The organism is Paenibacillus sp. FSL H8-0282 (assembly GCF_037963825.1).
In the GTDB taxonomy this organism is placed as follows: domain Bacteria; phylum Bacillota; class Bacilli; order Paenibacillales; family Paenibacillaceae; genus Paenibacillus_AQ; species Paenibacillus_AQ odorifer.
Genome location: NZ_CP150146.1, coordinates 6,083,483 through 6,108,480 on the forward strand (window position 1 = coordinate 6,083,483; position 24,998 = coordinate 6,108,480).

The 24,998-nt window shown below is 41.2% G+C and carries 21 protein-coding genes and 1 riboswitch; of the genes, 4 read left to right on the plus strand and 17 right to left on the minus strand.

Features of this window, described 5'->3' with window-relative positions:
* Positions 1–125: 125 nt before the first annotated feature.
* From NST94_RS26340 to NST94_RS26360, 5 genes are all read right to left on the minus strand, one after another.
* Positions 126–1,007 carry an aminoglycoside phosphotransferase family protein gene (locus tag NST94_RS26340; protein ID WP_076186522.1) on the minus strand — a complete coding sequence of 294 codons (882 nt, stop codon included), beginning with the start codon at positions 1,005–1,007 and terminating at the stop codon, positions 126–128.
* A 93-nt stretch (positions 1,008–1,100) separates the two neighbouring features.
* Positions 1,101–4,646, minus strand: a complete 3,546-nt coding sequence (locus tag NST94_RS26345) for an alpha-amylase family glycosyl hydrolase (protein ID WP_339281444.1) — start codon at positions 4,644–4,646, stop codon at positions 1,101–1,103.
* A 254-nt stretch (positions 4,647–4,900) separates the two neighbouring features.
* Complete coding sequence (locus NST94_RS26350; RefSeq protein WP_339281445.1) at positions 4,901–5,887, minus strand: phosphotransferase; 987 nt, start codon at positions 5,885–5,887, stop codon at positions 4,901–4,903.
* 85 nt (positions 5,888–5,972) lie between these two features.
* Positions 5,973–7,715 carry a phosphomethylpyrimidine synthase ThiC gene (gene thiC, locus NST94_RS26355; RefSeq protein WP_076194050.1) on the minus strand — a complete coding sequence of 581 codons (1,743 nt, stop codon included), beginning with the start codon at positions 7,713–7,715 and terminating at the stop codon, positions 5,973–5,975.
* Positions 7,716–7,817: 102 nt separating this feature from the next.
* A riboswitch (TPP riboswitch) is annotated at positions 7,818–7,926 on the minus strand.
* Between the two features lie 71 nt (positions 7,927–7,997).
* Positions 7,998–10,049, minus strand: coding sequence for a beta-galactosidase (locus NST94_RS26360; RefSeq protein WP_339282164.1), 2,052 nt, complete (start codon positions 10,047–10,049; stop codon positions 7,998–8,000).
* Between the two features lie 170 nt (positions 10,050–10,219).
* On the opposite strand from NST94_RS26360, the gene NST94_RS26365 reads away from it, so the two are divergent.
* On the plus strand, positions 10,220–11,053 hold the full coding sequence (locus NST94_RS26365) for an AraC family transcriptional regulator (RefSeq protein ID WP_076208631.1): 834 nt from the start codon (positions 10,220–10,222) through the stop codon (positions 11,051–11,053).
* Between the two features lie 55 nt (positions 11,054–11,108).
* Here NST94_RS26365 and NST94_RS26370 read toward each other — a convergent pair whose 3' ends face one another.
* From NST94_RS26370 to NST94_RS26400, 7 genes are all read right to left on the minus strand, one after another.
* Positions 11,109–11,633 carry a hypothetical protein gene (locus NST94_RS26370; protein WP_339281446.1) on the minus strand — a complete coding sequence of 175 codons (525 nt, stop codon included), beginning with the start codon at positions 11,631–11,633 and terminating at the stop codon, positions 11,109–11,111.
* Positions 11,634–11,663: 30 nt separating this feature from the next.
* Positions 11,664–12,164, minus strand: coding sequence for a hypothetical protein (locus NST94_RS26375; RefSeq protein WP_339281447.1), 501 nt, complete (start codon positions 12,162–12,164; stop codon positions 11,664–11,666).
* A 358-nt stretch (positions 12,165–12,522) separates the two neighbouring features.
* Complete coding sequence (locus NST94_RS26380; protein WP_076129796.1) at positions 12,523–13,311, minus strand: helix-turn-helix transcriptional regulator; 789 nt, start codon at positions 13,309–13,311, stop codon at positions 12,523–12,525.
* Positions 13,312–13,731: 420 nt separating this feature from the next.
* Complete coding sequence (locus NST94_RS26385) at positions 13,732–14,103, minus strand: iron chaperone (RefSeq protein WP_339281448.1); 372 nt, start codon at positions 14,101–14,103, stop codon at positions 13,732–13,734.
* Between the two features lie 58 nt (positions 14,104–14,161).
* Complete coding sequence (locus NST94_RS26390) at positions 14,162–14,596, minus strand: hypothetical protein (protein ID WP_339281449.1); 435 nt, start codon at positions 14,594–14,596, stop codon at positions 14,162–14,164.
* Complete coding sequence (locus NST94_RS26395; protein ID WP_036681352.1) at positions 14,580–14,798, minus strand: helix-turn-helix transcriptional regulator; 219 nt, start codon at positions 14,796–14,798, stop codon at positions 14,580–14,582. The genes NST94_RS26390 and NST94_RS26395 overlap by 17 nt, the downstream gene beginning before the upstream one ends.
* 297 nt (positions 14,799–15,095) lie before the next feature.
* Positions 15,096–15,659, minus strand: coding sequence for a PadR family transcriptional regulator (locus NST94_RS26400; protein ID WP_076219066.1), 564 nt, complete (start codon positions 15,657–15,659; stop codon positions 15,096–15,098).
* 254 nt (positions 15,660–15,913) lie between these two features.
* Between NST94_RS26400 and NST94_RS26405 the strand changes: the two genes are divergently transcribed.
* Positions 15,914–16,384: a tautomerase family protein gene (locus NST94_RS26405; RefSeq protein WP_339281450.1), complete on the plus strand. Its 471-nt coding sequence runs from the start codon at positions 15,914–15,916 to the stop codon at positions 16,382–16,384.
* A 50-nt stretch (positions 16,385–16,434) separates the two neighbouring features.
* Positions 16,435–16,959 (plus strand): histidine phosphatase family protein, encoded by a 525-nt coding sequence (locus NST94_RS26410; protein ID WP_339281451.1) that lies wholly within the window; start codon positions 16,435–16,437, stop codon positions 16,957–16,959.
* 522 nt (positions 16,960–17,481) lie between these two features.
* On the opposite strand, the gene NST94_RS26415 is transcribed toward NST94_RS26410, so the two are convergent.
* From NST94_RS26415 to NST94_RS26425, 3 genes are all read right to left on the minus strand, one after another.
* The gene (locus tag NST94_RS26415) at positions 17,482–17,970 is read right to left on the minus strand and encodes a DUF2199 domain-containing protein (protein WP_339281452.1); all 489 of its coding nucleotides are present in this window, start codon (positions 17,968–17,970) and stop codon (positions 17,482–17,484) included.
* Between the two features lie 192 nt (positions 17,971–18,162).
* The gene (locus NST94_RS26420) at positions 18,163–18,567 is read right to left on the minus strand and encodes a GNAT family N-acetyltransferase (RefSeq protein WP_076186548.1); all 405 of its coding nucleotides are present in this window, start codon (positions 18,565–18,567) and stop codon (positions 18,163–18,165) included.
* A 466-nt stretch (positions 18,568–19,033) separates the two neighbouring features.
* Complete coding sequence (locus tag NST94_RS26425) at positions 19,034–19,828, minus strand: MerR family transcriptional regulator (RefSeq protein WP_339281453.1); 795 nt, start codon at positions 19,826–19,828, stop codon at positions 19,034–19,036.
* A 254-nt stretch (positions 19,829–20,082) separates the two neighbouring features.
* On the opposite strand from NST94_RS26425, the gene NST94_RS26430 reads away from it, so the two are divergent.
* Positions 20,083–20,757 (plus strand): DUF4097 family beta strand repeat-containing protein, encoded by a 675-nt coding sequence (locus tag NST94_RS26430; protein WP_339281454.1) that lies wholly within the window; start codon positions 20,083–20,085, stop codon positions 20,755–20,757.
* A gap of 427 nt (positions 20,758–21,184) precedes the next feature.
* Here NST94_RS26430 and glmS read toward each other — a convergent pair whose 3' ends face one another.
* Entirely contained in the window at positions 21,185–23,017 is a 1,833-nt protein-coding gene (gene glmS, locus NST94_RS26435) for a glutamine--fructose-6-phosphate transaminase (isomerizing) (RefSeq protein ID WP_076129781.1), read from the minus strand.
* 640 nt (positions 23,018–23,657) lie between these two features.
* A complete protein-coding gene (gene glmM, locus NST94_RS26440) occupies positions 23,658–24,998 on the minus strand; it encodes a phosphoglucosamine mutase (RefSeq protein ID WP_339281455.1) in 1,341 nt (446 codons plus the stop codon).

The following is a 24,998-nucleotide window of genomic DNA, read 5'->3' on the forward strand; positions in this document are numbered from 1 at the left end:
TCGCTAAATGTTCATACAAATTCCTTTCTTTCGGATTTAAGTACAACACTTTATCATCTGACTGATGCTCATTCGTGCTTATTGACTATTATGGTTTAGTTTACATGTTTTATGTAGTTCAATTTCTACAATTCGATGTCTTCTACTATTAGATTGATAATATTCAAGGATTCTTCCGCTACTGTTGGGTTAGAATAATATCGATTTCCATTATAGGTGATCAGTGCTTTCCATAAAGCCCACCCTCTTGCTCTATTCCACGTTTGTGCATCCATGTTTAATACCTTTTTAAAGTTCCTTCTACTAGCCTGATCAAAAAAAGTCCACGCCATTGCAGCATCACAAGCAGGATCACCCACCCCTAATATGCCAAAATCAATGACTGCACAAAGCTGTCCGTCTTTGACTAATATATTTCCAGGTGCGACATCACCATGAACCCAAACTGGTTCTGACTCCCATTCAGAGTCTAATGCCAGTTCCCAGATCTTTTTCAATAGACCTTCATTAAAAATATCTTTATTATGCTCAATCGCATTTCTAGATTCCTCATCATATACAGCTAAGGACCCACCTCTATAAAAATTATGCTCTCCGGCTAAAGGTCCCCCACTAGCATCAATAGACTGTAATTCAATTAAAAAGCTTCCCAAGTCTCTCGCAAATTGATTGAGATCATTAATGTTCTCATGGGATAAAGTCTCTCCCTTTAGCCAATTATTAATAGACCAAGGCCAGGGATATTCTTTGGTAGGTGTCCCTTTCGCTAATGGTGTTGAAATAGGTAACGTCAGTCCTTTCTTTAAAAAAGGTAACCATTGTTGTTCTTTCTCCACTTGAGGAACATAAGCGACTGCACTTGGTAATCGCACACTCATCTGTTCACCTAAATGAAAAGTCCGATTATCATGCCCACTGAATTTCACAGGTCTGATCTCTAAATCGGACCATTCAGGAAATTGTTCATTTATTAATCTTGCTACTAAATCGACGTCTATAGTATGCATAATATCTCTCCACATATATGAAATTGAAGCAACATCAGTTGCGGAATCCGAGCTGATGTTGCTTCTTTTTAACTATGAAATGGATACAAGATCCTACTTCAAATAGGTTCCTGACTCTCCGATTCCACCACTACCGTTCAATACATACACCCGTGCATTTCCTTTACCGGAGCAGTTGATTGTGATCACACCGTTGGTAACGGTTTTGGTATCACCAGTGACCGCATCCACATATGTTCCGTTAGGAATTCCGGTGAATGTTGCATTTCCTGAGATCGTAACCAAAGCAAAGCTATCGATTCCTTTGCTACTATCAGTGTATCTTCTTTTAAATGCCAAATCACCTGATACATTTTCTGTAGAATATTGGCCTTTTTGCAAAGCAGGAACAGCTCTTCTAATTAAATTAAGTTGTCTGATATGTTTCGCCAGAGGATAATTTAACGAGTCTGCAAGTGTGCCAGTAGCATTGGTATATTTACCGTAATCTTGAACAGTAACACTACCCTCAATATGATCGCCAAAGTAAGCACGGCCTGTTGTACTTAACGGCGCATTTGGACCTACATCAATGACTGATCCTTTTTTGAACTCAATTTCAGAACCATAATAGATCGCAGGTATTCCTCGGAAGGTGAACATCAGCGCGAGATTCTCAGCCCAAGTGTCCTGTGTGCCGGCAAATCTTTGATTTTCTGGTGCTTGGTCAGGTGCATAGTCATGAGAGTCAATATAAGTTACATTCCAGGTAGCATCATTATAGAATTGATCACCGCTTCTCATACTGAATGCTTCCTGAGCAGTTTTGAAAGCCCAGTGCATTGGAAAATCAATAACATCCATACCCGATTTCTTCGAATAATCAGGCGTATGATAAGTATTTCCTGTTAAAAAAGCATTGTTCGAGGTAGGTTGTCCTGCTGTAGTAGAGTTATCTGCCCACTCTTGTTCCACCGATAGCTTGTTGGAAGCGTAGTCATTTTGACCGTCACCTGGATAGGGTTTTGAGCTTTTCCAAGTATAAAATGGTGTTGATATCGCCGGAATTCCACTGTTCCACACATCTCTGTACCGAGTAGCCACTTCCCCAAAGACAAAGAAGTCTGAGCCCCCTCTTGTTTTCCATGCCGGCACAAAATATTTGTTAAAAATATACCGGCTTACATGCTTTACAGTATCGACCCGGAAAGCATCCACACCCATATCAATATATTGATTATAGCTGTCGATTAGATACTGATTCACTAGAGGATTCTCTGTGTTTAAGTCCACACAGTCTCCCGCAATCTGTCCTGTCTGGACGGTGTAAGACTCCCAAGAAAGACTTTTTTCTGTATGGTAAATGTTATTGTTAGTCTCCGCAGTCTTCATTAAGGCAAGTCTTGCCTGATATTGCTGATCCGGGGCCATGGAATCATAGTTAGCTGGCAGCTTATCCGTAATTTTGAGCATGTTACTCACGGTGTCCGCCGCCGTTGGATCTTTTTTGAACATCGGGAACAGATTTTCTTCTCCAAAATTACCGGTATGATTGACGACAATATCTTGAATAACCTTTATCCCTCTAGCGTGTGCTGCATTGATCAAATCCTGATAAGATGCCCCTGCGGATTCATATCTTGGATCTACTTTTGCAAAATTTATTGCATGGTACCCATGATAATCATAACCGCTGGCATTCTGCACCACAGGTGTAATCCAGATGGCACTGAAGCCTAGTGCTTTAATGTAATCGAGCTTTTGAATCAGTCCTTTAAAATCCCCTCGCCAAGCTGGATCAGAGTCCGGATTTCCTGCCTTGGCATCCTCCCATGCATGTTCGTTGTTACTCGGATCACCGTCATAAAACCGGGAAGTGATTACAAAATAAATCGTATCTTCACGAAAATCGCCCTTATTACCAATGTTATAAACAAAACTCTGTTTAGTTTCATTTCCGGCACCATCGATCACAAGGAATTTTAAGGTTGTCGTCTTGTTAATCAAGATAGACGGTCCGGTAAGAGATGTCAGTGCATTGCCTGAAATATAGACTTTTGAACTCGTTGTTGGTTCCGTACCATTATCTGTGTAATATGCTGTGGTCGTTGCCGCCTTGTTGTCTTTTATATTAAAAGATACGGAAACCGCTGAGCTCGAATTCCCAACAGGCAGATTCGCAGTGATAATCGGAGCTTGCAAATCGGCATTCAGATCAATCACATAAGCAAAAGAGCCTACATTACCCGCTTGCCCTATAGAGTTAACGCCGAATGCTTTGATAGTCAAAGAAGAAGGTACTTGGATTGGAGTCGTATACAACGTTGAGGTTGTCGTAGGTGTTGATCCGTCGGTCGTATAATAAATTTTATCGCCGCTATTTGTACTGGATAGGGTCACCGTTTGGGCAGAATCATAGGTTTTGGGCACAGGAGAGACGGATATCACCGGAACCTTAGGAACGTCTGGATTGGCGTCATACCATACGTTATCTGAGTTATACCAGCCCTCTTTTACGCTGCGAGATAAGTCAGCCGTCTGCTTGCCATTGCCGTCATTAAAGATCAGGCTTGCCCCTGTAGCATTTGGAACAGTATAGCTATACCAATCGTTCCCGTCCGATTTCATCAGTATTCCCGGCCATGCTCCACTAGTCGGAACGGTTACCGGATTCAGATTCCAGTAATGGATGCGGATCGCTGCATTCCAGCTTGCTGGTTTCTTAAAGTGAACGGTTAGCCCCGCTGAAGTAGGTGTAGGTGTTGGCGTCACTGTTGGCGTTGGTGTGGGTGTTATGGTAGGTGTTGGCGTCACTGTTGGTGTAGGAGTTACCGTAGGTGTAGGAGTTACCGTAGGTGTTGGCGTCACTGTTGGGGTAGGAGTTACCGTAGGTGTTGGTGTCACTGTTGGGGTAGGAGTTATCGTTGGTGTTGGTGTAGCTCCGGCCGAAAGGGTCACATAGTCGATATTAATATTCCCGCTATCATCCGAGTCATATTTATAAGCAAGCGTGTTATTTCCTGCCTGTAAAGAGAGTGTTTCTGTTTGGTCTGCCCATGTATCCCAGTTGGTCAGGTTGGCTAATGTTGTCTGTGTAACCTTTATTCCATTGACATAAATGGACACTTTTTTAGCACTGCCGGATGCATTAGCATAGTGAAGCGTGGCATTATAGGACCCTGCTGCGGAAGCCTGGACGTTAAAAGTGGTGGCTGCTCCTGTAGTTGTATATCCATCAACAAAACCAGTGCCCGAATATCCGGTGTGATTCGTATTTACTTTTGCACCACCAGACAGGGATGCACTCTCTGCTTCGTATTTCCCGGCGACCGGAATAACAACCGTCCAGTTCTTCCCGCCGTTATTGTCCCAACTATCCGTTGGAGCCGTGATGTGATAACAATAAATTAGGGTGGCGCCTTCCTGAACATTGAGGTTGGCGATGAACGTGGTTCCATTTTTGGTCATCACCGTGTCCGTAGTATTAGCCCAGTTATTCGTAGTCCAATGTAAGGTCACAGCTGCCGCTGTAGGATTGGTATAGGTGACTGTATGATCCGTATTGCTGGCCGATGCTCCACCCGATAAACCAAATAAACTAAAAATGAGTGAAAAAATAATTAACCACGAAATATAACGCCTGGATTGTTTGGATACCAAGTAAATAACCTCCTCATAATTTTAAGTGCAGCTTACGATTTTAAGCGCTATCGTGGGGTGCAAACGTTTGCAAAAATGAGAAAAAAAGAAATACTTGATAGGTTTGATCTCCTCCTTCAATGATTAATAAGGAAAAAACTCATTGTATGCGTTTACAAACAGCTCTATATCTGATGGATTTTCCTTGTTAAGATTATAGGCGCCAAACTTTTGCTGGTCAATGCATCTTTTAGGCTATAATTCAATCGTTTTCACTATAAGTTCCCTAAGATACCAGGTAAATTGTTCAGGTTCTTAGCCAGCCAATTCATTTCTTTTGCAAAACGTTTTGGAGGTACACTATGTTTGTCCATCGCGGCATTAATCCACCACGGGCTTTCCATATACCACAACAACTGCAATGATTTTGTTAAATACCCCTGCTCCACCGTTCGTTCCTCACGATATCCGTCAATAAATGCTGAAGCTAGTGCTCCATCTAAATCTTCATCTAAAGCACATGACATCACTGCACGTGCAACATCAAGCTGCGGATAATCATATTTGAACCGATCAAAATCTAGAATTGCAGACAATTGACTATCTTGAAATAAAAGATTATCAACCCATAAATCACGATGTGCCCATCCAGCTTCAAGTCCATCGAATATTTCCGGATCTATTTCTTCAGTCGCTCTCAGTTGTATCTCTAGGTCAGTGATGAGTGAAGTTTTGCCCATTTCCTTTGATTGTTGTAGGAGTACATTCCAATGTTCTAAACGTTCCTCAGGGCTTTGGGGAATAAATTGTGGGGTTCTTTTCAAACTAAGGGTCCCATCATTTAATAAACGATGCATTTTACCTGTGGCACGACCCAAATCAAACATTTGAAGGATGTTAATTTTGCCCGGCTCTATGACACGCCCTTCACAATATTCCATAACCATAAACGTCTCTCCCATATCTGATTCCAGTAAAACTTTATGGTTATAAGCCAACAATTCGGGACATGGGAGTCCCTGTAGATACAATCTTTTCTGTTGAGAAAAGGCGAAGCTCAGTTCTTCTGGGTTATACAATTTATATCTTTTTTTGTTGTATTGTTTAAGTAGAAATGGTCCTGATTCCGTTGTGATTTTCCACTTAAGATTTAACCAGCCACGTTTTATTGGGGTAGCATGAAGGACTTTCAATCCAAAAAAATGATAGAAACTATTACTTAAATCCTCTAAAATGGCTTCCTCTGAACGAATCGCTTCCAATTCATCAACTCCTATCTATTCAAAGTATAAAAGAAGAAGCCGCCAATGACGACTTCTTTTAGATATTTCTTTTTAGCAGAAAAAGTTATCTATAAATGAGGCTCCCGCCTTGGAGAAACTCTTGCGCCTTCTCTTGCATTCCTGATTCAATTCTCGTCGTATTCCGGATATTATGAGAGATCTTCATACTGCAAAATTTCGGCCCGCACATGGAACAGAAATGAGCTGTTTTAGCGCCTTCCGCAGGCAATGTCTCATCATGATATTCGAGCGCTCGCTCAGGATCTAACGATAAATGAAATTGATCACGCCAACGAAATTCAAAACGGGCTTTCGAAAGAGCATTATCCCGGTCTTGTGCTCCTTTATGCCCTTTCGCCAAATCTGCGGCATGAGCCGCTATTTTATAAGTAATGACCCCTATACGTACATCTTCCTTATTAGGCAGGCCAAGATGTTCCTTCGGAGTTACGTAACATAACATAGCTGTACCGAACCAACCAATCATCGCTGCACCTATAGCAGAGGTAATATGATCATAACCAGGCGCAATATCTGTAGTCAGTGGACCTAATGTATAAAAAGGGGCTTCGTTACAAGTTTCAAGTTGCTTATCCATATTCTCTTTAATCAAGTGCATCGGCACATGTCCTGGACCCTCTACCATTACCTGTACATCATGACTCCAAGCTATAGCTGTTAATTCACCTAACGTCTCTAACTCGGCAAATTGTGCTTCATCATTCGCATCAGCAATCGAACCCGGACGTAATCCATCGCCTAGGGAAAAAGAAACATCGTACAGCTTCATGATTTCACATATCTCTTCAAAATGTGTATATAAAAAGTTCTCTTGATGATGCGCAAGACACCATGCCGCCATGATGGAGCCACCTCTTGAAACAATGCCTGTCATACGTTGTGCAGTCAACGGGATATAACGAAGCAGAACCCCTGCATGAATGGTAAAATAATCAACCCCTTGCTCCGCTTGCTCTATGAGCGTATCACGGTATACTTCCCACGTTAAATCTTCCGCTTTCCCATTCACTTTTTCCAACGCTTGATAGATAGGCACCGTTCCAATAGGAACAGGAGAATTACGGATGATCCACTCGCGTGTCGTATGAATGTTTTTACCTGTTGAGAGATCCATTATATTATCTGCACCCCAGCGGGTGGCCCATCTCATCTTCTCTACCTCTTCCTCTATGGATGAGGATACTGCGGAATTTCCTATATTGGCATTGATCTTCACTAAAAAATTGCGTCCAATAATCATTGGTTCACTCTCTGGATGATTGATATTCGCTGGGATGATGGCGCGGCCGCGGGCTACTTCATCTCTTACAAATTCCGGTGCCACATTCTCACGAATCGCAACGTATTCCATTTCCGAAGTAATAATCCCTTTGCGTGCATAATGCATTTGAGAGACATTACGCCCCTTTTTCGCTCGCAAAGGTTTTCTATGGAGCGCTGGAAACACTTCCGCCACAGCTTTTCCTGTTGCATTCCCGTTATCTTCAGGCTTCACGGTTCTTCCTTCGTACGCTTCCGCATCCCCTCGTTCCTCAATCCAGCTTAGACGATTGGGCTCTAACCCCTGACGAATATCAGTATGAATATTAGCATCCGTGTAAGCCCCGCTTGTGTCATAGACATGAATTGGGGCATTCTCCTCTTCGCCGTCTATGCCCGCAGTTGGACTAAGTGAGATCTCCCGCATAGGCACCTGTATATCAGGCCGTGAACCCTTTACATACACTTTTTGACTTGCTGGAAAAGCTGATAGATTGATTGGATCGTTGTTCAATTCGCTTGTCATCTCAATTCCTCCTATAAGGTGATTTGATCAAGCGGAGACGGTCTACTCCCACACATAGAAAAGGCCACATCTGTATAAGATGCGGCCTTAGAGTAGACAAATAGAAATAGAGCTCCATTTCCTCCGCTGGCATTATCCAGATCAGGTTTGACGGTCGATAGTTATAACTATCCTCTCAGCCTGGTTCCACCAAGCTCCCGTGACTATATAATTGCTACTTCAAAGTATAACCGAAAAGAGAGAATTATCCAAATCTACTCAAATGTGAGATCAATGTATACGTTAGTTCAACACCAATACCCCAAATCCTTCCAGAAGAACCTCGCCCGACAATGTTGTGCCGCTCAGTAAATCTGTTTTGGTCTCATGAAGATGGATCGTGACAGGAGTCTCACTATAATTAAGCAAAAAAGCATAACTGGAAGAAGCTCCGGTACGGACTTGCAGCTCTACCTCTTCTGGGAGCTCCAGCCAATCTGCTGGCGATTGTAGATCAATTAAATTTATGATCTCAGCCGCTGCCTGTTCATTAAATACGGCTCCGTAATACCAAACCTCACCCTTGCCGCGACGATTTCTAGATACCGCCGGTTTTCCTGCATAATAATCAGAGGCGTAAACCGCCATCACTTCAACCGAAGCTTCCTCTATTTTGAGAATATCATTAAAGTCATCTGCTCCCGTAACGACTTCGGCCGCGCCTGACCAGCTAATTGTTGTTGGCTGACGACTGCCCTTAACCATTGTGAATTCTTCAACTGTGATCCCGCATAGATCCTTAGCAGCACCTGGGAAAGGACGCATATTACATTGACCGCGCTCATCCTTATAGCCGGTTCTACAGCCGAAGATCAGTTTGCCGCCTTGCTGAACATATTCATCCAGCAGTGCTGCTGTCTCATCTGTCATAATCGCTGGGTGAGGATAGATAAGCACGTCGTACCTTGCAAGCTCCTCCAGCGTTGTTTTTTTGCGTAAATAGAGTACGTCATTCGGGATATGCTTCTGCTGAAGCGCCTTGTACCACTCCTTATTGCTCTTCCACATAAACGGGCCATGCCAAACATCGTATTCTCCATCCCACTCATTGTCATAATCACGAACAATAGCAATGTTAGCCTGATTACGAGTACCGACAAACGCATGACCTGCTGCTGCCAGCTCCTGACCGATCTGCCCCGCTTCCCGCACTCTCCGGTTAGGCTGATTATGATAGTCATTGATTCCATGCCAATAAATTTCATTGCCCATCGTAGCTGTCCGCCAGCGGAAATATAACACCATATCTGCTCCATGAGCGATCGACTGATAAGTCCATAACCGCATCTGCCCGGGCTTTGGAGAAGGCATATCCATCCGGTTCACCCAGCCACCCGGGCCCGACTGCTGCTCCATAATGCAGAAATTCGGGGATATCGAACGAACAACAGATAACGACAGTCCCCAGCCTCTATCATTCAGCGGATTCCGCTCATTCGGGTCATAAAAAATAGTAGAGAACTGAGGATAGGAATCATAGCTGAAGAAATCCAACAGTTCATCCGTCATTTCATGGCTATCGAGATGCCCGAACAGACCGTTCGTGGTTACCCACTGCTTAGGGGCAAGTTTACGGATGATATCCGCTTGGTTTTTGGCAAAAGAAATTGTATTGTCCGAAATAAACCGTTTTTCATCCAATGCCTGATGAGGATTGGGTTGCTTCGGTACTGGAGTCGGACGTGGAAGATAGACCTGAGACCAGTCACTATAGCTTTGATTCCAAAAAACAGCTCCCCAAGCCTCGTTCAAATGCTCAAGTGTAACATATTTCTGCTGTAGCCATTCCCGGAAAGCCTTATGGTCACTCTCCGAATAAAATTCACTGATCTCACAGTTGAGCTCATTATCAATTTGCCAGCCAACTACACCCGGATGATTGCCGTAATGTTCAGCCATTTGTTCTGCAATACGTGCACACAGTTCCCGGTATTTAGGACTGCTGTAATTATAATGACGGCGCATGCCATGCTGAAGTGTAACACCTTCGTAGGTTACATTTAAAACTTCGGGATACTTATCAGTCAACCAAGCTGGAGGCGTGGCCGTCGGAGTACCAAGTACAACCTGAAGACCATATTTATGTGCTAGATCAATCGCCCGATCAAAGAGCCCGAACTGAAACTGCCCTTCTGCCGGTTCAAAAATAGACCAAGCAAACTCCCCCATCCGAATGATCGTAAAGCCGAGTTCACGCATCCGGCGATAATCGTCCTCCCACATGTTTTCTGGCCAGTGCTCCGGATAATAACAGACGCCAAGCTCGAATTTTTCAGTTGCGACAGGTTTCTTCATCATTACCTCCAAAGTATTAAAAATATGCTTTCAATATTATATAATTCTATTGTAGTATCAATGTTAAGAGGTCTTATATAACAAAATATTGCTATCATATAACAATCTTGCGTTCATTGCCTTAATCCAACTTGCGCTCTGTTGCGCTACAGAAATGGGTGCTGCCAAACATGAAGAAACAATGGTATTTGCCGACACCGGCTTTTTCAAAATATGTCTGTTATCCTGAATTTTTGGGACATTACACTCACTTTCCACAACATACAGAGAGAAGAAGCGAAGGGTTTCTGGGGAGTTATAACCTGCATTTGATCTTTGGTGGGGAGGGTTATGTATTCCATGAGGGCGAACGTATTCCGATGAGTAGAGGACGAGGTTTTCTGTACCCCAAAGGGGCTTATCAGCAATACGGCTCTGACCCAGGCGAGCCTTGGGATGTCCGCTGGGTTCATTTTAACACTGAAATTGTCCTTCCCTTATTAGAAGAAGTGGACCAGTCTCGTGCATACCTGTTCACTTTTGATTTGGATGCTAAGCTGGACGAGCTATTCGAGGAAATGTACCTACTGAGTGCTTCCTACGTGACCCGTAGCGAGCCAAGACTATCTGCTCTGCTGTATGAGCTTCTAGTAAACTTGCTGCAGAACTCCGAGCCGCTTCACGGCTCAGTACCGCACGAGGTTAGGCAGTCCATCCGCAGTGCTGCAGATATCATTCATGTCGAATGTGCCAGCCCTTGGTCTCTTGAATCGATGGCAAGATTGACCGGTTACAGCAGCTATCATTTTCTAAGGCTGTTCCGGGTGGTTATGGGTAAAACTCCAAACCGTTATTTAACCGATTGTCGGCTGGCTAAAGCCAAGCTTTTACTGGTTTCCACAGGACTCTCCATTGCTCAGGTTGCGACTCAGTCCGGTTTTGCCCAGTCCAGCTATTTCATTAAAGTGTTCAGAAGGTTTGAAGGCATGTCTCCTGTGAAGTACCGGCAGGCTTTTGGGGCGTAGAGGATCTTCCTTCAGTCCGTAGAGATTCAATCTTAGTCTCTTGGATTTATCACCCTTAAAGATCATCCTTAAGAGAAATTTCACTCTCAATATCTAAACTTATTGTTTCGGAATGAAGCTCCCCTTCATTATCATTCCATGTAATAGATAAAGTGGTGTTTTCATAATTTTGTCTATTTTTATTTAATTCGTCATATAAATATGGACCAGTTATAGACCCGATATCAGTGTTACTTAATATTGAAATGGGTCCATCCGTTGACCTAGCTTCATTTACAAGAACTGTTTCATCCTTATTATTAGTGTTTTTTTCATTAACTTCATACTTATAATAGCTACTATTCACTAAAGCGCTTGGGTCTCCCTTGAACACTAACTTCCCATGTCCCCGTAAAATTTTGCTAGATGAAATTATTATTTTGTAATCTAAAACATCCCATGTATCCCCTGTACCCTTAAGCGTATATACTTGAACACCAGTGTTTAAATTTGTTTCGACCTCTTTATTGAAATATAAATAACTCCATATCGCATTCGAAATAATAACCACCGCTACAAGCACTAGGATTAGTTTTTTCATATCTGCTCCTTTATAAATACTCCCCAACCATTATTTATATCTTAAATTCCACTCCTTAGACCATTTCGGGAAAGCTTCTCTGGTCAATTCTTCGAGTGTTTTTCCATCAATGGTGTAAACCCAGCCCATATGTAATTCATCGAAATCAGGAAAACTATAGCCTCCTATCACTTCATCGTCTGCTTCTAGCAGAAAAATCAGGGTTTGTTTTTTTGTATTATCCTTCTTATTATCTAAGGGGTGATTTTTAACGATGAACTTACTTGTAGTTATTTCCTTGCCTATATAATCGACTGGATCAACACTTTGAACACTCCAGTATTGCATGTATGGCATTTCCGTCAGCAGTTTTTTATCTAATAAATATTCAGAAACAATTCCTTCATTACTAATGATCAGATAGCCCATATCGGTAATAAATTGTTCAGCTTGGCTATATTCTTTTTTTGAATTATCGCTAATTTGCTCCTTACTACATCCCAATAAAAAGATTAAGAATAACGGAACTATGATTGCCCTTAATTTGTTCATAGGTTCCTCTCCTTGGAGTGTTTATTACCTCCTTAATAGTCTCATAGATTAATCTTATTGTATGAATTTAGTATCATCAAACTCTTTAGCGTCTTATAGGCTCTCCATTCCACGCTGCTCTTCTAATTATTATACCTTCTGACTTCATAAAATAAGTTTTAAACTGACCCTAGAAATTGAAACAGCGACAGCAATGGACGAGAAAATAAAGTCCTAGACTGTCGCTGTTTCATTAAACTAAAGTTCCCCATTAACATAATATTCCTTAACTTATTTGCTTTCTTAATCAGGATTCGTTACATATTGTTAACAATAGACATCTGCTAAATATTATACATTGATTCAAGAGCCTAGCTTATTATTCCGCCAACTTTTTTCTTATTTTTCTCCAAAAGCCGTCATTCCTCCGATTAATATGCTTCTCATTGTAGATCAGCAGACTATAGGAGGACAACAAAGTAGATGTTCGAATAATTACATATGTGCCTATAGCAATCAAAATGACGCAAATAGGATAATAAGGGATTAACACGCCTTTGGAGATCCCCTTTCTCTCTAGCAAAAAGCCCATTCCACCTACCGCCAACATGCCAGCACCCACAATGATCACAGTTGCGTACCTACTCTTCAATCTATTCAAACGTTCTGTTAATTGCTTCACATAACCTTGATCCAGCATAAGAGCCTCTTTATCCAGCACATGGTACCTTTCCTCGTCTTTCAGTATGGCGGACACAAGAACAACGACACCCGCTGCCGCCAACAAAATGATAATAAGAAAAGAATAAATGACTTGTTCCTTCCGAAGCATCAAATACGGCAAAAAAGACATAATTAGAAGGCACACACCTGTCGCAATGCGATTGGATGACTTTCGCTGATGAATCAAATACCCTTCCGCCATCTCTTGGCTGACATAATACCCACGCTCTTCAACCCCGCCCTTTACCTCTCCCTCCTTTAGCAAATAATCAATGGACACCTCGAACAGGTTTCCAATCATTAGCAATTTTTCGGTTTCGGGGAACCCCTGTCCGTTTTCCCACTTGCTGACTGCCTGTCTGGTTGTGCACAGTTTTTCGGCCAGCATTTCCTGGGAATAACCTTTTTCTTTTCTAAGTTGCAACAATTTTTCACTGAAAGACATTTGCTTGCTCTCCTTTGCTATATCTTGCCTTAATTATAGAAAAACAATGGAGTCTATGCTATATGATTGAGGTTGCGTTTACGACACTTGCAGTTGCAAATGCGTAATACATTTCTTCTGACATCTAGAATCGCAGCAATACCCTGACCTCTTAAACGTTTCCGCGTTCAGGAATACTAGTGGCTTAAGGCGTTCCAGCACCGGGTCGTAGTCTCCTCGGATTGTCTGCCTGCTCCGCATAACAGGTTGAACTAACGTGTATAAATTCGCTTCCAACATTCCATCCACCTTCCAAAATATTGAATATTTCGTGCTGAAAATTCAAATAAAAAAGACAAATCACATATTAAAAGTGACTTGTCCTCCGGGGCTTCCACATATAAATTTGCTTAAAATGAATTGAACGCTAAATAATACATTTTATTTCCGCCAAAAAGTTGAACAGTCTGCCTTATCCAACATATTAAACTCGATCATTTTTTCAAGTAATGAGAAATCAACGGGACTTTCCCACCGGATGCGGAACAACTGCTTGGTGTGATCATAACCTGCCTGCACAATTTCATCAGAAAAACGATTAATTCCTGCAATTTCAGGGGCAACCGCCAAATGATGTTTGGATACACTAAAACCAATAATAAAAGTATCGTGATCGGTAAACATAGGCTGATTCCACGCAACTTTTGGCTTTAAATCAGTAAATTTTCCAGCTACCCAAGCTAAAACCTCTTCCATTCTTTCCCGATGTTGCGGGTTATCAATCTGCGCTAAATATTCTGCAAATACTTCCATGTCATTCTCTCCTAACAAAATATTTTCGAATATTCTAATTGATGTTACGTCATTCCAATTACATTCTCTTAGCATAATAATTAAACAGGAAGATTCCTAAGGAGATTTGAAAAACAAAAACACCACATAACACAGTGACTACAGTTTGATCTACTCCCATTAAACTAAATACAACAGTTAGAGCCATTAGGATGTAAAAGTTAACAATATTAGTTTTCCAACCCGCTTTTTCTCTTATTCTTATTTTCCGTTCATCATTAGCCTCAATTTTACTCATTCTAACTTTCTCATCATTTTTTACTTTGTTCTTTGGCTTATTAAGCCATAACGAATACACCATATTTCCTACTCCAAGCACTGCAAGGACTGAACCCACACCAATGAGCAAACCGGAAATTCCTTTTAGCTTCTCGTCGATTAAAATAAATCCACCCATATAAACCATAATAGCACCTGCAATTTTTAAGAGCACCCATTTACTTGCCGTTTTCATTACCCAGCTCCTCCTCGTAAATGAAAATATCTTCAATACTCATTTCAAAAAATCGCGCAATCTTAAATGCAAGAATGATGGATGGGTTATACCGGCCATTTTCAAGTGAACCAATCGTTTGCCTGGATACTTCCAATTTATCCGCTAGTTCTTCTTGTTTAATGCCTTTTTCTTTTCTAATCTCTTCAAGCCTGTTTTTCAATATCTTACCTCCTGAAGCAATTATGGAAAGTTAACTTTCCGTAAGAATAACACATTGAAGTGTGTATGTAAAGCTAACTTTCCATTAGCTTGAAATTGATTGCAATTTAACCCGTGATCTTTTAGGGCACGCCTTGTTGATACTACATATGTAGAATTGGGCATGAAAAAACGCCACCCGTTAACTCCCTAATAGGAGTACGGGTGACGTTGAGTGTTTCACGGGCGACAACTCATGAAAGAAAACATCAATTGTCGGGTCATATAAATCTCTCAGGCGTGGGTTCTTTAGGATTATTCAAATGGATTTATTAAGCAAACTGATACTGTCATCACACCAATGAATAAGGCTGCTAAACTGTCTTTTCCCATAATCATTTGTGATTAGCCAGTATTTAATATTGGGGTCATCCGTTTCTTGCTTTAGAAGCCATTCCTCAAGTCCCAAAAAGATCTGTAATGCTTCCTCTAGCTTTTTCTTATGATCCAGTATATGCCCGATAATAATATCAGCTGAAGTATTACTTCCAAAAAAAACCTTTAGTAATAATTCGTTCTTCTTTAGCATCACCATGTGCTCCATGGGTTGGGAGAGCCAATTATTTAAGAGTTGCTTCCCCTGTTCTGTAATGCTGTATATTTTTTTATCAGGCTTTCCATCCTGGCGCTGTACACGGACTGCCACATCCTTGTTTTTCAGAAGCTCAGCTAGACCTGGATAGATTTGACCATAATTTTCTTTCCAAAAATACTGGGTGCTTTGTTCCATATGCTGTTTAATATCGTAGCCAGTGTGGGGACCAATTGTAAGAATGCCTAATATGGCAAGCATCGTGTTCTCTTTTGCCGATAGTGAAGCCATTTTAATATTACCTCCCATGGAAATGCTGCCAAAATCAAAACGCTAACCTCGAATGAAGCTGACAAGTTTATTATAAAACATTTCAGCTGAAGATACACTGATTTCGCACATATATTATAATAATATATATTTTTAAAATAATCTTTGTTGACAATGCTTTGATAGCCGTTTAGATTATAGGTATGAGCAGGATGCTCATTTAGAAGTCCGACTATTTCTTAAATGTCGCCTACAAAAAAAAGGAGCGAATCATCATGACTATGATTGCAGTTAACTATCCGGAAGGCCGTATTTCTTTAGAGCAACGCCGCATTCTTGCGGAAACACTGACAGATGCAGTACTAGTTCCAGAGATTGGACAGTTTTGCCCGCCTGCACGTGAAGGTTTCCAGGTCCGATTCTCAGAGTTCTCCACCGAACATATGGGTATTGGGGGGAAATTGGTAGTGGATACACCGGAAAGGGATATCATCCTCATAAACATTCTGGTCATGGACGGCGACTGGAGAAATGAGGTTCGAAAAGAGGTTATTCAGAATATACTTTCTAATTTGACCCAAGCTCTTGACATGAAGGAGCCATCTCCAGGCTGGTGGGTATCCTTCCAAGTGATCGATGAAGGGAGCTGGGGTTCTCGTGGAGGAGTATTGTCCATACTAGACCTGCTTGATTCAGGTGTCTTTACCAAAGAAAAAGCTGAGTCGATCCGTCAAAATTTTTCGTAATCTAAAGCTCCAGGAAATCAGAAAATTATAGATACATCGGGAGGTTAATCATGCTTTATGTGATCAGGCACGGAGAAACAGACGTTAACAAAGAAGGGAGAGTTCAGGGCCGCAATGGCCTTCCCTTGAATAACGCCGGATTCCAACAAGCGGAGAACCTTAAAGAAAAAATCAATAGAATCCAGTTTGATTATATCTTCTCCTCACCACAGGAACGAGCTGTTCAAACAGCTGAAATCGCAACCGGTATGCAAGCCTGCAACGATGAACGGCTTAATGTCTTTGATTTGGGCACAGCCGATGGTCTGAAAAAAGAAGAGGTCAGACTGGCAGGAGGCATTCCTGATCCAGCCTTTTACGAGAATGTTGAAGATGTCGCTAATTATGTCTCAAGAGTCTTTGGGTTTATGAAGGAGCTTGAAGCGGAACACGGTGGAAAAGAGATCAATATCCTCATATGCGGGCACCAGTGTACAACAGGCACAATAAGAGCATATTTTGAAGGGATGCCTGAGGATGGAAATATTCTGAAACTGGCGTCAAGAAATGGAGAACTAAAGACCTACGAGTTCTAATTTTCTCCGGAGTAAATTCCTGATCCAAAAAATGAGCTCTGACTAGCCAAGATCTCCGGTGTCCTTCAGATTTCCATACTAATGCAGCAGCTGCCCCACTCTTTAGGTCAGCTGCTGCATTAGTTACAAGTATATTTCAATTCACTCTCCGACCGTCCGGGAACTTGGACAGGACGATTTCTTGTATCTCCATCTCAGGTTGACCGATTAAGCAGTTGCTTCGACCGGTCCAGGCGGCAATTCAAATAATCAGGAAATAACATTCCGTACAATCATGGTAATAGCATCTAAAATTTGCCTTTTGAATAAAAAGTCCCGATGATTATTCACATCATCGGGACTAACGTGTCATTGTCAGCAGAAAATAAAATATTAGATTGTCTCTGTTTCATTGAACAAAAGTCTCCTGTTAGCTTAAACGACATTACACACCGAGTTTAGCCTTGCAAGGTTGTCTGCTGGCGTAGATATGATTTAATAAGATGTCGGCAGCTTCTTCGACTATAGATTCAAATTTTTCTCTTACTGACTATGATTTATTAAATGAGCAATTTCTTTAACTCTCTCCATTGTAATTCCTTCTCTTTGTTCAACTGCAAGTGGATGATTCGTTTGTTCTAATTCTATTAACGGAACAGCACCAACCTCTTGTGTATGCACCATTGTCTTTAACGATAATGTAGTTATTGGATATATTGAAAGTTCAGTCGATAACCAACCAAAATAAGGTTCTTCCGTCTCCCTTCCTTCTACGTGCAATAATTCATTAGACTTCAGAAAGTTTTCTTCACTAAGAGAAACCCACACACTCCATATAAATTTCTCTTTGCTATCGATTATTGGTATTTCAATATGGCCTCTAATAAAGAAATGCTGTTCATCAATTACACAAAAATCTCTAATTAATTCTGTTCTTTTCTCTTCTGGTACAGTGTAAAAATAATATGGTGCTTCACTTCCGTAACATAAAGGAAGTTCACTTAATTCGGTGTTACAGTGAGGGCATTTCATGTTTTCTGCTCCTTATAGTTTCTCGCCGATTTCTTATAACGTCTTATTCGGGAGCTTTGTGATAATTCCATCTTTTGAGTATTCGCGAAATTACTGAGTTATCCTGCCCCTTTACTTCAATAAAAACGGCAGCTGATCCTCTGATCGGCTGCCTTCTTGTTGCGATTAAACTATCGTGATCCGTTATTTTAATCATATCAACTCTGAGATAAACATTGGTATAGCTCCATCCTCTGTATTAAAGCCAAATTTATTATAGAAATCCACTGCATGAGGATAAGAAATTAATACTTTTGTTTTACACCCTTTATATCTATCAAGCATTATATTCATCATTTCCTTACCTATACCTATACTCTGATAACTCGGATTAATAAGCATATAATGAAAATATACCGTTAAAACACCATCTGACAAAGCATTTATTAAACCGACAAGCTTTCCTCCTTCCCAAGCGGTAACAATTGAATGAGACCCTCCGATTGCTTGTAAAAGCTCGTTTGGATACTTGCCAGACTCCCATTCTACCGAAAGAAATAACTCTTGGAGTGCATCCTTAGTGATATCCTCTTTGCTTGAAGCATAATAAATACTCACCCCTATACCTTCCTTTCAAAAAACTAACTACGGCACAACATCTGTTTTAAACTCCCATATTTCGATGGTTTGCAATCCTTACGAAGCCATAAAATAATACCGACAAAGCAATTTCGGAATTATCAAAGTGAATAATCACTTTATTTACCTCAATATACTATTAAAAATATGTATAGAAAATGGATTAACTGCAGTGGAATTTGTATTTATTCACATTAGATAATTCATGAGAATACTTTTTTCACTTAAGCATACTAATCCTAAGAGGCTTATAGCGTTAATCTGCCAGTTAGCTAAATAGATAACATTGAACTATAGTTAAATATTTAGCTAATCGGCGAAGTATAACGTACTTGTCCTCAGCCTGGGGCAAGAAACGTGATTGCTTAATCAAAAAAAAGCCGCTAAATTAGCGACTTTTAATCAAACGATTCTCTCTTCCTAAACCTTTTCCTTTGTATTTAATCTAACATGTGCGTTTCTTAATGAACAGTTGTATCTGATAATCCCACTGCAATATTCCAGTCACAATAATGTTATGAAGAACAAAATCTGGACACACATCGTATTCCGTCTTTGCCCTTTCAAGTAAATTTTGTAATACAGCATTCTTATTCTCTTCGGTACAGTTTGCACACAGATAGTCCCCTTCTGGTAGCACAGTTAACCCCTCTAAAGACGGATATTTCAAGCAAACAGCAAATAACCGTGTTATTCCTTCAGTCGTGAACATTCCCGCCATATCTTCAAACAGAAATTGTGAACGCAGAGAAGTCTCAATTTGTTGATAGAAATGTCTGTGATAGTCCCATAAATTCTTAAGTGTGGGGCTTTCCATTTTATTCGAAAGCATAATTACCCTTTCCTCTATGTTTCTGACAAAGTAATTTTCACTTTGACTATAACCGTTGTGGAACTTATTTTCATAATGTAGATAGGCACGTTTAATTTTCGATTTTGCATACTGCAGACGAGCAATTTTATCGTCTGCTCTTTTTTCTGCCTGTTTTAGAAATTCAATTACTTTAGAGAGATCATTCTGCTGCAATATATCTTTAATATCCATTAAAGTAAGATCCATTGCTTTGAGCAGTTCAATGGTTTGCAGCTTTACGAGCTCCTGCTCGGAATAGTATCGATATCCCGACAATTCATCTTTATGGCATGGCTTGACTAATCCAATCCGATCATAGTGCCGCAAGGTCTCACTGGTCATCTCTACGATCTCTGCTGCTTGCTTAATTGTAAAATAGTTGTTCATATCTACCCTCTTGACCTTTTTGTAACACAAAAGTTTATGATGATTAAAACATATGCGACTGATAAACGCAACGAAATACAAAAATGATCCGATCCAACTCTTACAACATATTTGGGTAGACTTTTTCAAGATCATTATGTTCAACTCTAATGCTTAATTGCATATCGCAATTTTTTGCAGAGCAGCTTAGGATTGGTATTCGTAGGACTGGCTATATTAAAAAGAAAAATGATTTAACGAAGGAGCATTTTATAATGAAAAGTACTGCAAAAAAATTACTAACTACTATAGGCATATTGGTGACACTATTGATATCATTGGCAGGATGCTCCTCCCACTCCACTTCCATAGAGGAAAAAAATTACATCATCCCTGCCCAAAAGATTGATACCTTAACAATTGATGTAAAGGATAAAAAAATAACTATCCTCCAATCTAAAGATGAACAAATTCATATTGTTTACTATGAAAGTGAGAAAGATTTTTACAACATTGATCTATCTGATGATAAAGAACTGTTAATGGTAAGTGACAGTAATAAGGAATGGAACGACTATATCGGAGGAAAAGGCTCACAAGTAACCAGAACTATTCAGGTATGGATACCTGATGCAACTTTAAAAAATTTGACTTTAAAAACATCAAATGAAAGTATTGTATTACCAACAATCTCGTTTTTAGGGACAGTGGAAGTAAACATAAATAACGGAAATATCCAACTGGACAAATTGAATGTAGGGACGGCTATAACCCTTGAAACAAAAAACGGAAATATTAGCGGTTCAATTCTAGGGTCATATGATGATTTTGCGATCTTAAGCAAGGTAAAGAAAGGAGATAGCAATTTGCCTGCCAATAAAGAGAATGGTTCGAAAAAATTATCTACTTATACAAATAACGGCGATATTACCTTACAATTTTCTGAGTAGCCAGCAGTTAAATATTAGATCGTATGAAGTCAGATACAATATTGAAAGGGATAACCTCTGTTTCACTTTTGAAACTTCTGGCCTACCTCTTCGACTATTCCACCGGCCTATGACCGATAAAATATCCCTCCCTCTTGTAATGGAAAATCACCTTAATAAAGTTGTTAATCCGACCCGTAAATCGATTATCTTATGATGTACCCGAAGGGCAAAATGAAGCTTGATCGTGAATTCCATCAAAATAAGGTATAAGCCGCATTATAGCGGCTTATACCTTCATGATTTTGTTTGACTGTTTTGAACCATCCTTTGGAACTGAATGTATCCGATGCATATAAAAAGTACTACTATCGATATAATTATTATAATACCGTATATTGGATATTCAAACTATCCTGCCAGTTAGCTTAATGAAGCATCACCAATCCTACTCCACAGTAACACTCTTCGCCAAGTTACGTGGTTTATCCACATCATGACCCAGCGCAAGAGAAGCATAATAGGACAATAATTGCAGAGGCACTACGGACAAAGCTGCTGTCAGCATTGGAAGTGTTTTAGGAATCACGAACACTTGATCAACTGATCTAAGCAGGTCAGTTAAATGCTCTTGGTGAGTGATTGCCAGCACGTCTGCGCCGCGAGCTTTCACTTCTTTGATGTTGCTGACGGTCTTCTCAAGTACAGCTTCCTGAGTTGCCAGGGCAATAACTGGAACGCCTTCTTCGATCAGAGCCAATGTACCGTGTTTCAATTCACCTGCAGCATAAGCTTCGGAGTGAATATAAGAAATTTCTTTCAGCTTCAAGGATCCTTCTTGAGCAACAGCGTAGTCTACGCCGCGGCCGATGAAGAACAAGTTTTTGTGCTCAGAAATTTGTTCAGCATAACCTTTGATCGCTTCTTTTTGAGCTAGGATCTCTTCTACTTGCTCTGGTAGAGATTGCATAGCTGCAAGAATCTTAGTAACTTGTGCTTCGGTTTGTGTACCACGAACTTCAGCCAAGTAAAGAGCAAACAATCCAAATGCGATCAATTGTGAAGTGTAAGCTTTGGTCGAAGCTACTGCAATTTCCGGACCCGCCAAGGTTACCAACACATCGTTTGCTTCCCGAGCAATAGAACTGCCCACTACGTTAGTGATCGCCAATACGTGTGCCCCGTTAGCTTGCGCTTCACGCAGAGCTGCCAAAGTATCTGCAGTCTCACCGGATTGGCTGACTACGATAACCAAAGTTTCTGGAGTCACGATTGGTGAACGGTAACGATATTCCGAAGCGATATCATTTTCAACTGGAATACGAACCAAAGATTCGATCATAGTACGTCCTACCACACCTGCGTTGTATGCCGTTCCGCAAGCAACGACTTGAATATTACGAATGTTCTTGATTTGTTCTTCAGTCATGTTCAGTTCAGGCAATACAACCTTGTTACCTTCGGCATTGATACGACCACGCATGGTGTCGCGGTAAGCCTTAGGTTGCTCGTGTATTTCTTTCAGCATGAAATGCTCGTAGCCGCCTTTTTCTGCGGTAACTGCATCCCAATCGACAGTAATCATTTCCCGAGAAATAAAATTGCCTTCAATCGTCATCAATTCGACAGCATCTCTTGTCAGCACAGCCATTTCGCCGTCGTTCAAAATATATACGTTACGGGTATATTCAAGCAGTGCCGGAATATCTGACCCGATAAAATTTTCTCCTTCGCCAAGACCGATAATGAGCGGGCTAGCTTGACGCACAGCCACCAGTTTATCTGGCTCATATTCAGTCAGGACACCTAATGCAAACGCACCGCGCATGAACGTAATCGCTTTTTGTACAGCCTTCACGATATCTCCGTCATATTCGCGAGCAATCAGATGTGAAATAACTTCTGTATCGGTTTCAGAGACAAAGTGGCATCCGCCAGCGATCAGCTCTTCTTTCAGATCCAGATAGTTTTCGACAATACCGTTATGAACTACCGAGAACTTCATGCTGTTATCCGTATGTGGATGTGAATTCTCATCGGATGGTTTACCGTGAGTCGCCCAGCGTGTGTGTCCGATACCTGCGCTACCTGCCAGCGGGCTGTCTTCGAGCTTCGACTGCAGATTCGCCAAACGGCCTTGAGCTTTCACTACTTGCAGTCCTTCTTGGGTAAATACAGCAATACCAGCGGAATCATATCCACGATATTCCAATTTCTTCAAACCCTCAACCAAGATCCCCTGCGAATTCTGATTACCAATATATCCTACAATACCACACATTATAATTTCCCCCGTCCGAGTTATCGTAATGTGGCGGCATAAGGAAAGAAACGTGCCGTGCGGCATGTTTTTGAGAAAAAGCAAATATTCTGTTGTATTTTAGGATCAACAAAATAAACTGTCACTTACATTCTAATGTTCATGAAATGCACAGCCTTCTCCTCTGCCGTGGCAGAAATAACGTGTTTCCTTCTGATGCGCGCACACATGAATAATATAATTTGTTGCACCCATGAAAACGTTGTGTGAAAGGTCGCCCTTTCATTTTCCGTATCCATTTACGGCTCTGGTGCATCACCGGGAGGTCCCCGCCGAACATTTCGAACACCTCCACCTCGTCAGCTTACGTCTGCCGTGATCCGTTCAAGCCATAGCCTACATAACAAGTAAGCAGCTTTCCCTTCTCCCCCGCGCTAGACCAAGCTCTGGCGCTTGCTATTGCTAACCTCACAATCCCCGCTTTCCTTCTAGAATGACACTTAATCTATTATATGCACCTTGTAGTACTTTGGCAATGGCGCATCAACCTAAATTTTACAAAACGAGTTCAAACGATCCAATCCTAAAATAAAATAACACTGGTGCAACGAGTTCGAATCGCTCCCGCTCACTGCACCAGCCTTATAGTTAAGGTAATGGATTATACCAATTCGCGTTGAACTACTTCCACAATTTGATTCACATAAAGATCTAGATCTGACTTATCTGGTCCCTCTGCCATAACGCGGATTAGAGATTCCGTACCTGACGGACGTACAAGCACACGGCCATTGTCACCTAGCTTACCTTCCACTTCAGCGATAGCCGCTTCTATAGCCGGGTTATTAGGGTAGTTAGTCTTATCCTGTACACGAACATTAACCAGCACCTGCGGGTATTTAGTCATCATACTCTTAACTTTGCTAAGCTGTTTGCCTGTAGCCTTAAGCGTATCTACCAGCTGAATAGCTGTAAGAATACCATCACCAGTTGTATTGTAATCCAGGAAAATAACATGTCCAGACTGTTCTCCACCTAGATTAAAGCCCCCACGACGCATTTCTTCCATAACATAACGATCCCCTACAGCTGTCTTAGCAGTATTCAGGGATAATTTCTCGGTAGCTTTATAGAATCCGATGTTACTCATAACGGTTGACACAATCGTGCTATCCTTCAGCTTACCTGCACGGTTCATGGCATCACCACAAATACAAAGGATAAAGTCGCCATCGACTTCATCACCGTTATTATCAATAGCGATCAGGCGGTCAGCATCTCCGTCAAAAGCAAGTCCCAAATCGGCTCCATGACGCAAGACTTCTTCACGCAAAGTCTCTGGATGTGTCGAACCAAATCCATCATTAATATTCAATCCATCTGGCTCAGCCCCGATAGAAATAACCTCAGCGCCAAGCTCTCTGAACAGTCTTGGAGCAAGCTCATACGCTGCGCCATGCGCACAGTCCAGTACAACCTTGATTCCCTTAAAGTCCTGAGAAATGGTAGTTTTCAAATACTCCAGATAAAGATACTTAGCATCATTATCTACGATAACCATACCTAAACCCGAACCGATAGGACGTGGCAATTCATCTACCTCAGCATCCATAAGCTCTTCAATGCGCAGTTCAGTTTCATCTGTAAGCTTGAAGCCATCCCCACCAAAGAACTTAATGCCGTTATCCTCTACAGGATTGTGAGAAGCTGAAATCATGACGCCTGCGTCTGCTTTTAACAATCTCGTAATATAAGCAACAGCAGGGGTACTCACTACGCCTATACGGATTACATCGGCTCCAATAGACAATAAGCCCGCTATCAGCGCGGATTCCAATAAAGGACCGGAAATACGTGTATCCATTCCGATAACAACCTTCGGTTTATCCAAGTTACCCGCTAGTACATATCCTCCACAACGGCCAATACTATAAGCCATTTCTGCAGTCAATTCACGGTTTGCTACTCCCCGCACACCGTCAGTTCCAAAATACTTCCCCAT

Bases quoted from the DNA above. Each gene is read 5' to 3' on its own strand.
- NST94_RS26370 (WP_339281446.1), bottom strand. From the start codon at position 11,633: ATGAAAAAACTAATCCTAGTGCTTGTAGCGGTGGTTATTATTTCGAAT.
- NST94_RS26415 (WP_339281452.1), bottom strand. From the start codon at position 17,970: ATGAAATGCCCTCACTGTAACACCGAATTAAGTGAACTTCCTTTATGT.
- NST94_RS26340 (WP_076186522.1), bottom strand. From the start codon at position 1,007: ATGCATACTATAGACGTCGATTTAGTAGCAAGATTAATAAATGAACAA.
- NST94_RS26360 (WP_339282164.1), bottom strand. From the start codon at position 10,049: ATGAAGAAACCTGTCGCAACTGAAAAATTCGAGCTTGGCGTCTGTTAT.
- NST94_RS26390 (WP_339281449.1), bottom strand. From the start codon at position 14,596: ATGAAAACGGCAAGTAAATGGGTGCTCTTAAAAATTGCAGGTGCTATT.
- glmS (WP_076129781.1), bottom strand. From the start codon at position 23,017: ATGTGTGGTATTGTAGGATATATTGGTAATCAGAATTCGCAGGGGATC.
- thiC (WP_076194050.1), bottom strand. From the start codon at position 7,715: ATGACAAGCGAATTGAACAACGATCCAATCAATCTATCAGCTTTTCCA.
- NST94_RS26425 (WP_339281453.1), bottom strand. From the start codon at position 19,828: ATGAACAACTATTTTACAATTAAGCAAGCAGCAGAGATCGTAGAGATG.
- NST94_RS26410 (WP_339281451.1), top strand. From the start codon at position 16,435: ATGCTTTATGTGATCAGGCACGGAGAAACAGACGTTAACAAAGAAGGG.
- NST94_RS26380 (WP_076129796.1), bottom strand. From the start codon at position 13,311: ATGTCTTTCAGTGAAAAATTGTTGCAACTTAGAAAAGAAAAAGGTTAT.
- NST94_RS26430 (WP_339281454.1), top strand. From the start codon at position 20,083: ATGAAAAGTACTGCAAAAAAATTACTAACTACTATAGGCATATTGGTG.
- NST94_RS26365 (WP_076208631.1), top strand. From the start codon at position 10,220: ATGAAGAAACAATGGTATTTGCCGACACCGGCTTTTTCAAAATATGTC.
- NST94_RS26375 (WP_339281447.1), bottom strand. From the start codon at position 12,164: ATGAACAAATTAAGGGCAATCATAGTTCCGTTATTCTTAATCTTTTTA.
- NST94_RS26405 (WP_339281450.1), top strand. From the start codon at position 15,914: ATGACTATGATTGCAGTTAACTATCCGGAAGGCCGTATTTCTTTAGAG.
- glmM (WP_339281455.1), bottom strand. From the start codon at position 24,998: ATGGGGAAGTATTTTGGAACTGACGGTGTGCGGGGAGTAGCAAACCGT.
- NST94_RS26400 (WP_076219066.1), bottom strand. From the start codon at position 15,659: ATGGCTTCACTATCGGCAAAAGAGAACACGATGCTTGCCATATTAGGC.
- NST94_RS26385 (WP_339281448.1), bottom strand. From the start codon at position 14,103: ATGGAAGTATTTGCAGAATATTTAGCGCAGATTGATAACCCGCAACAT.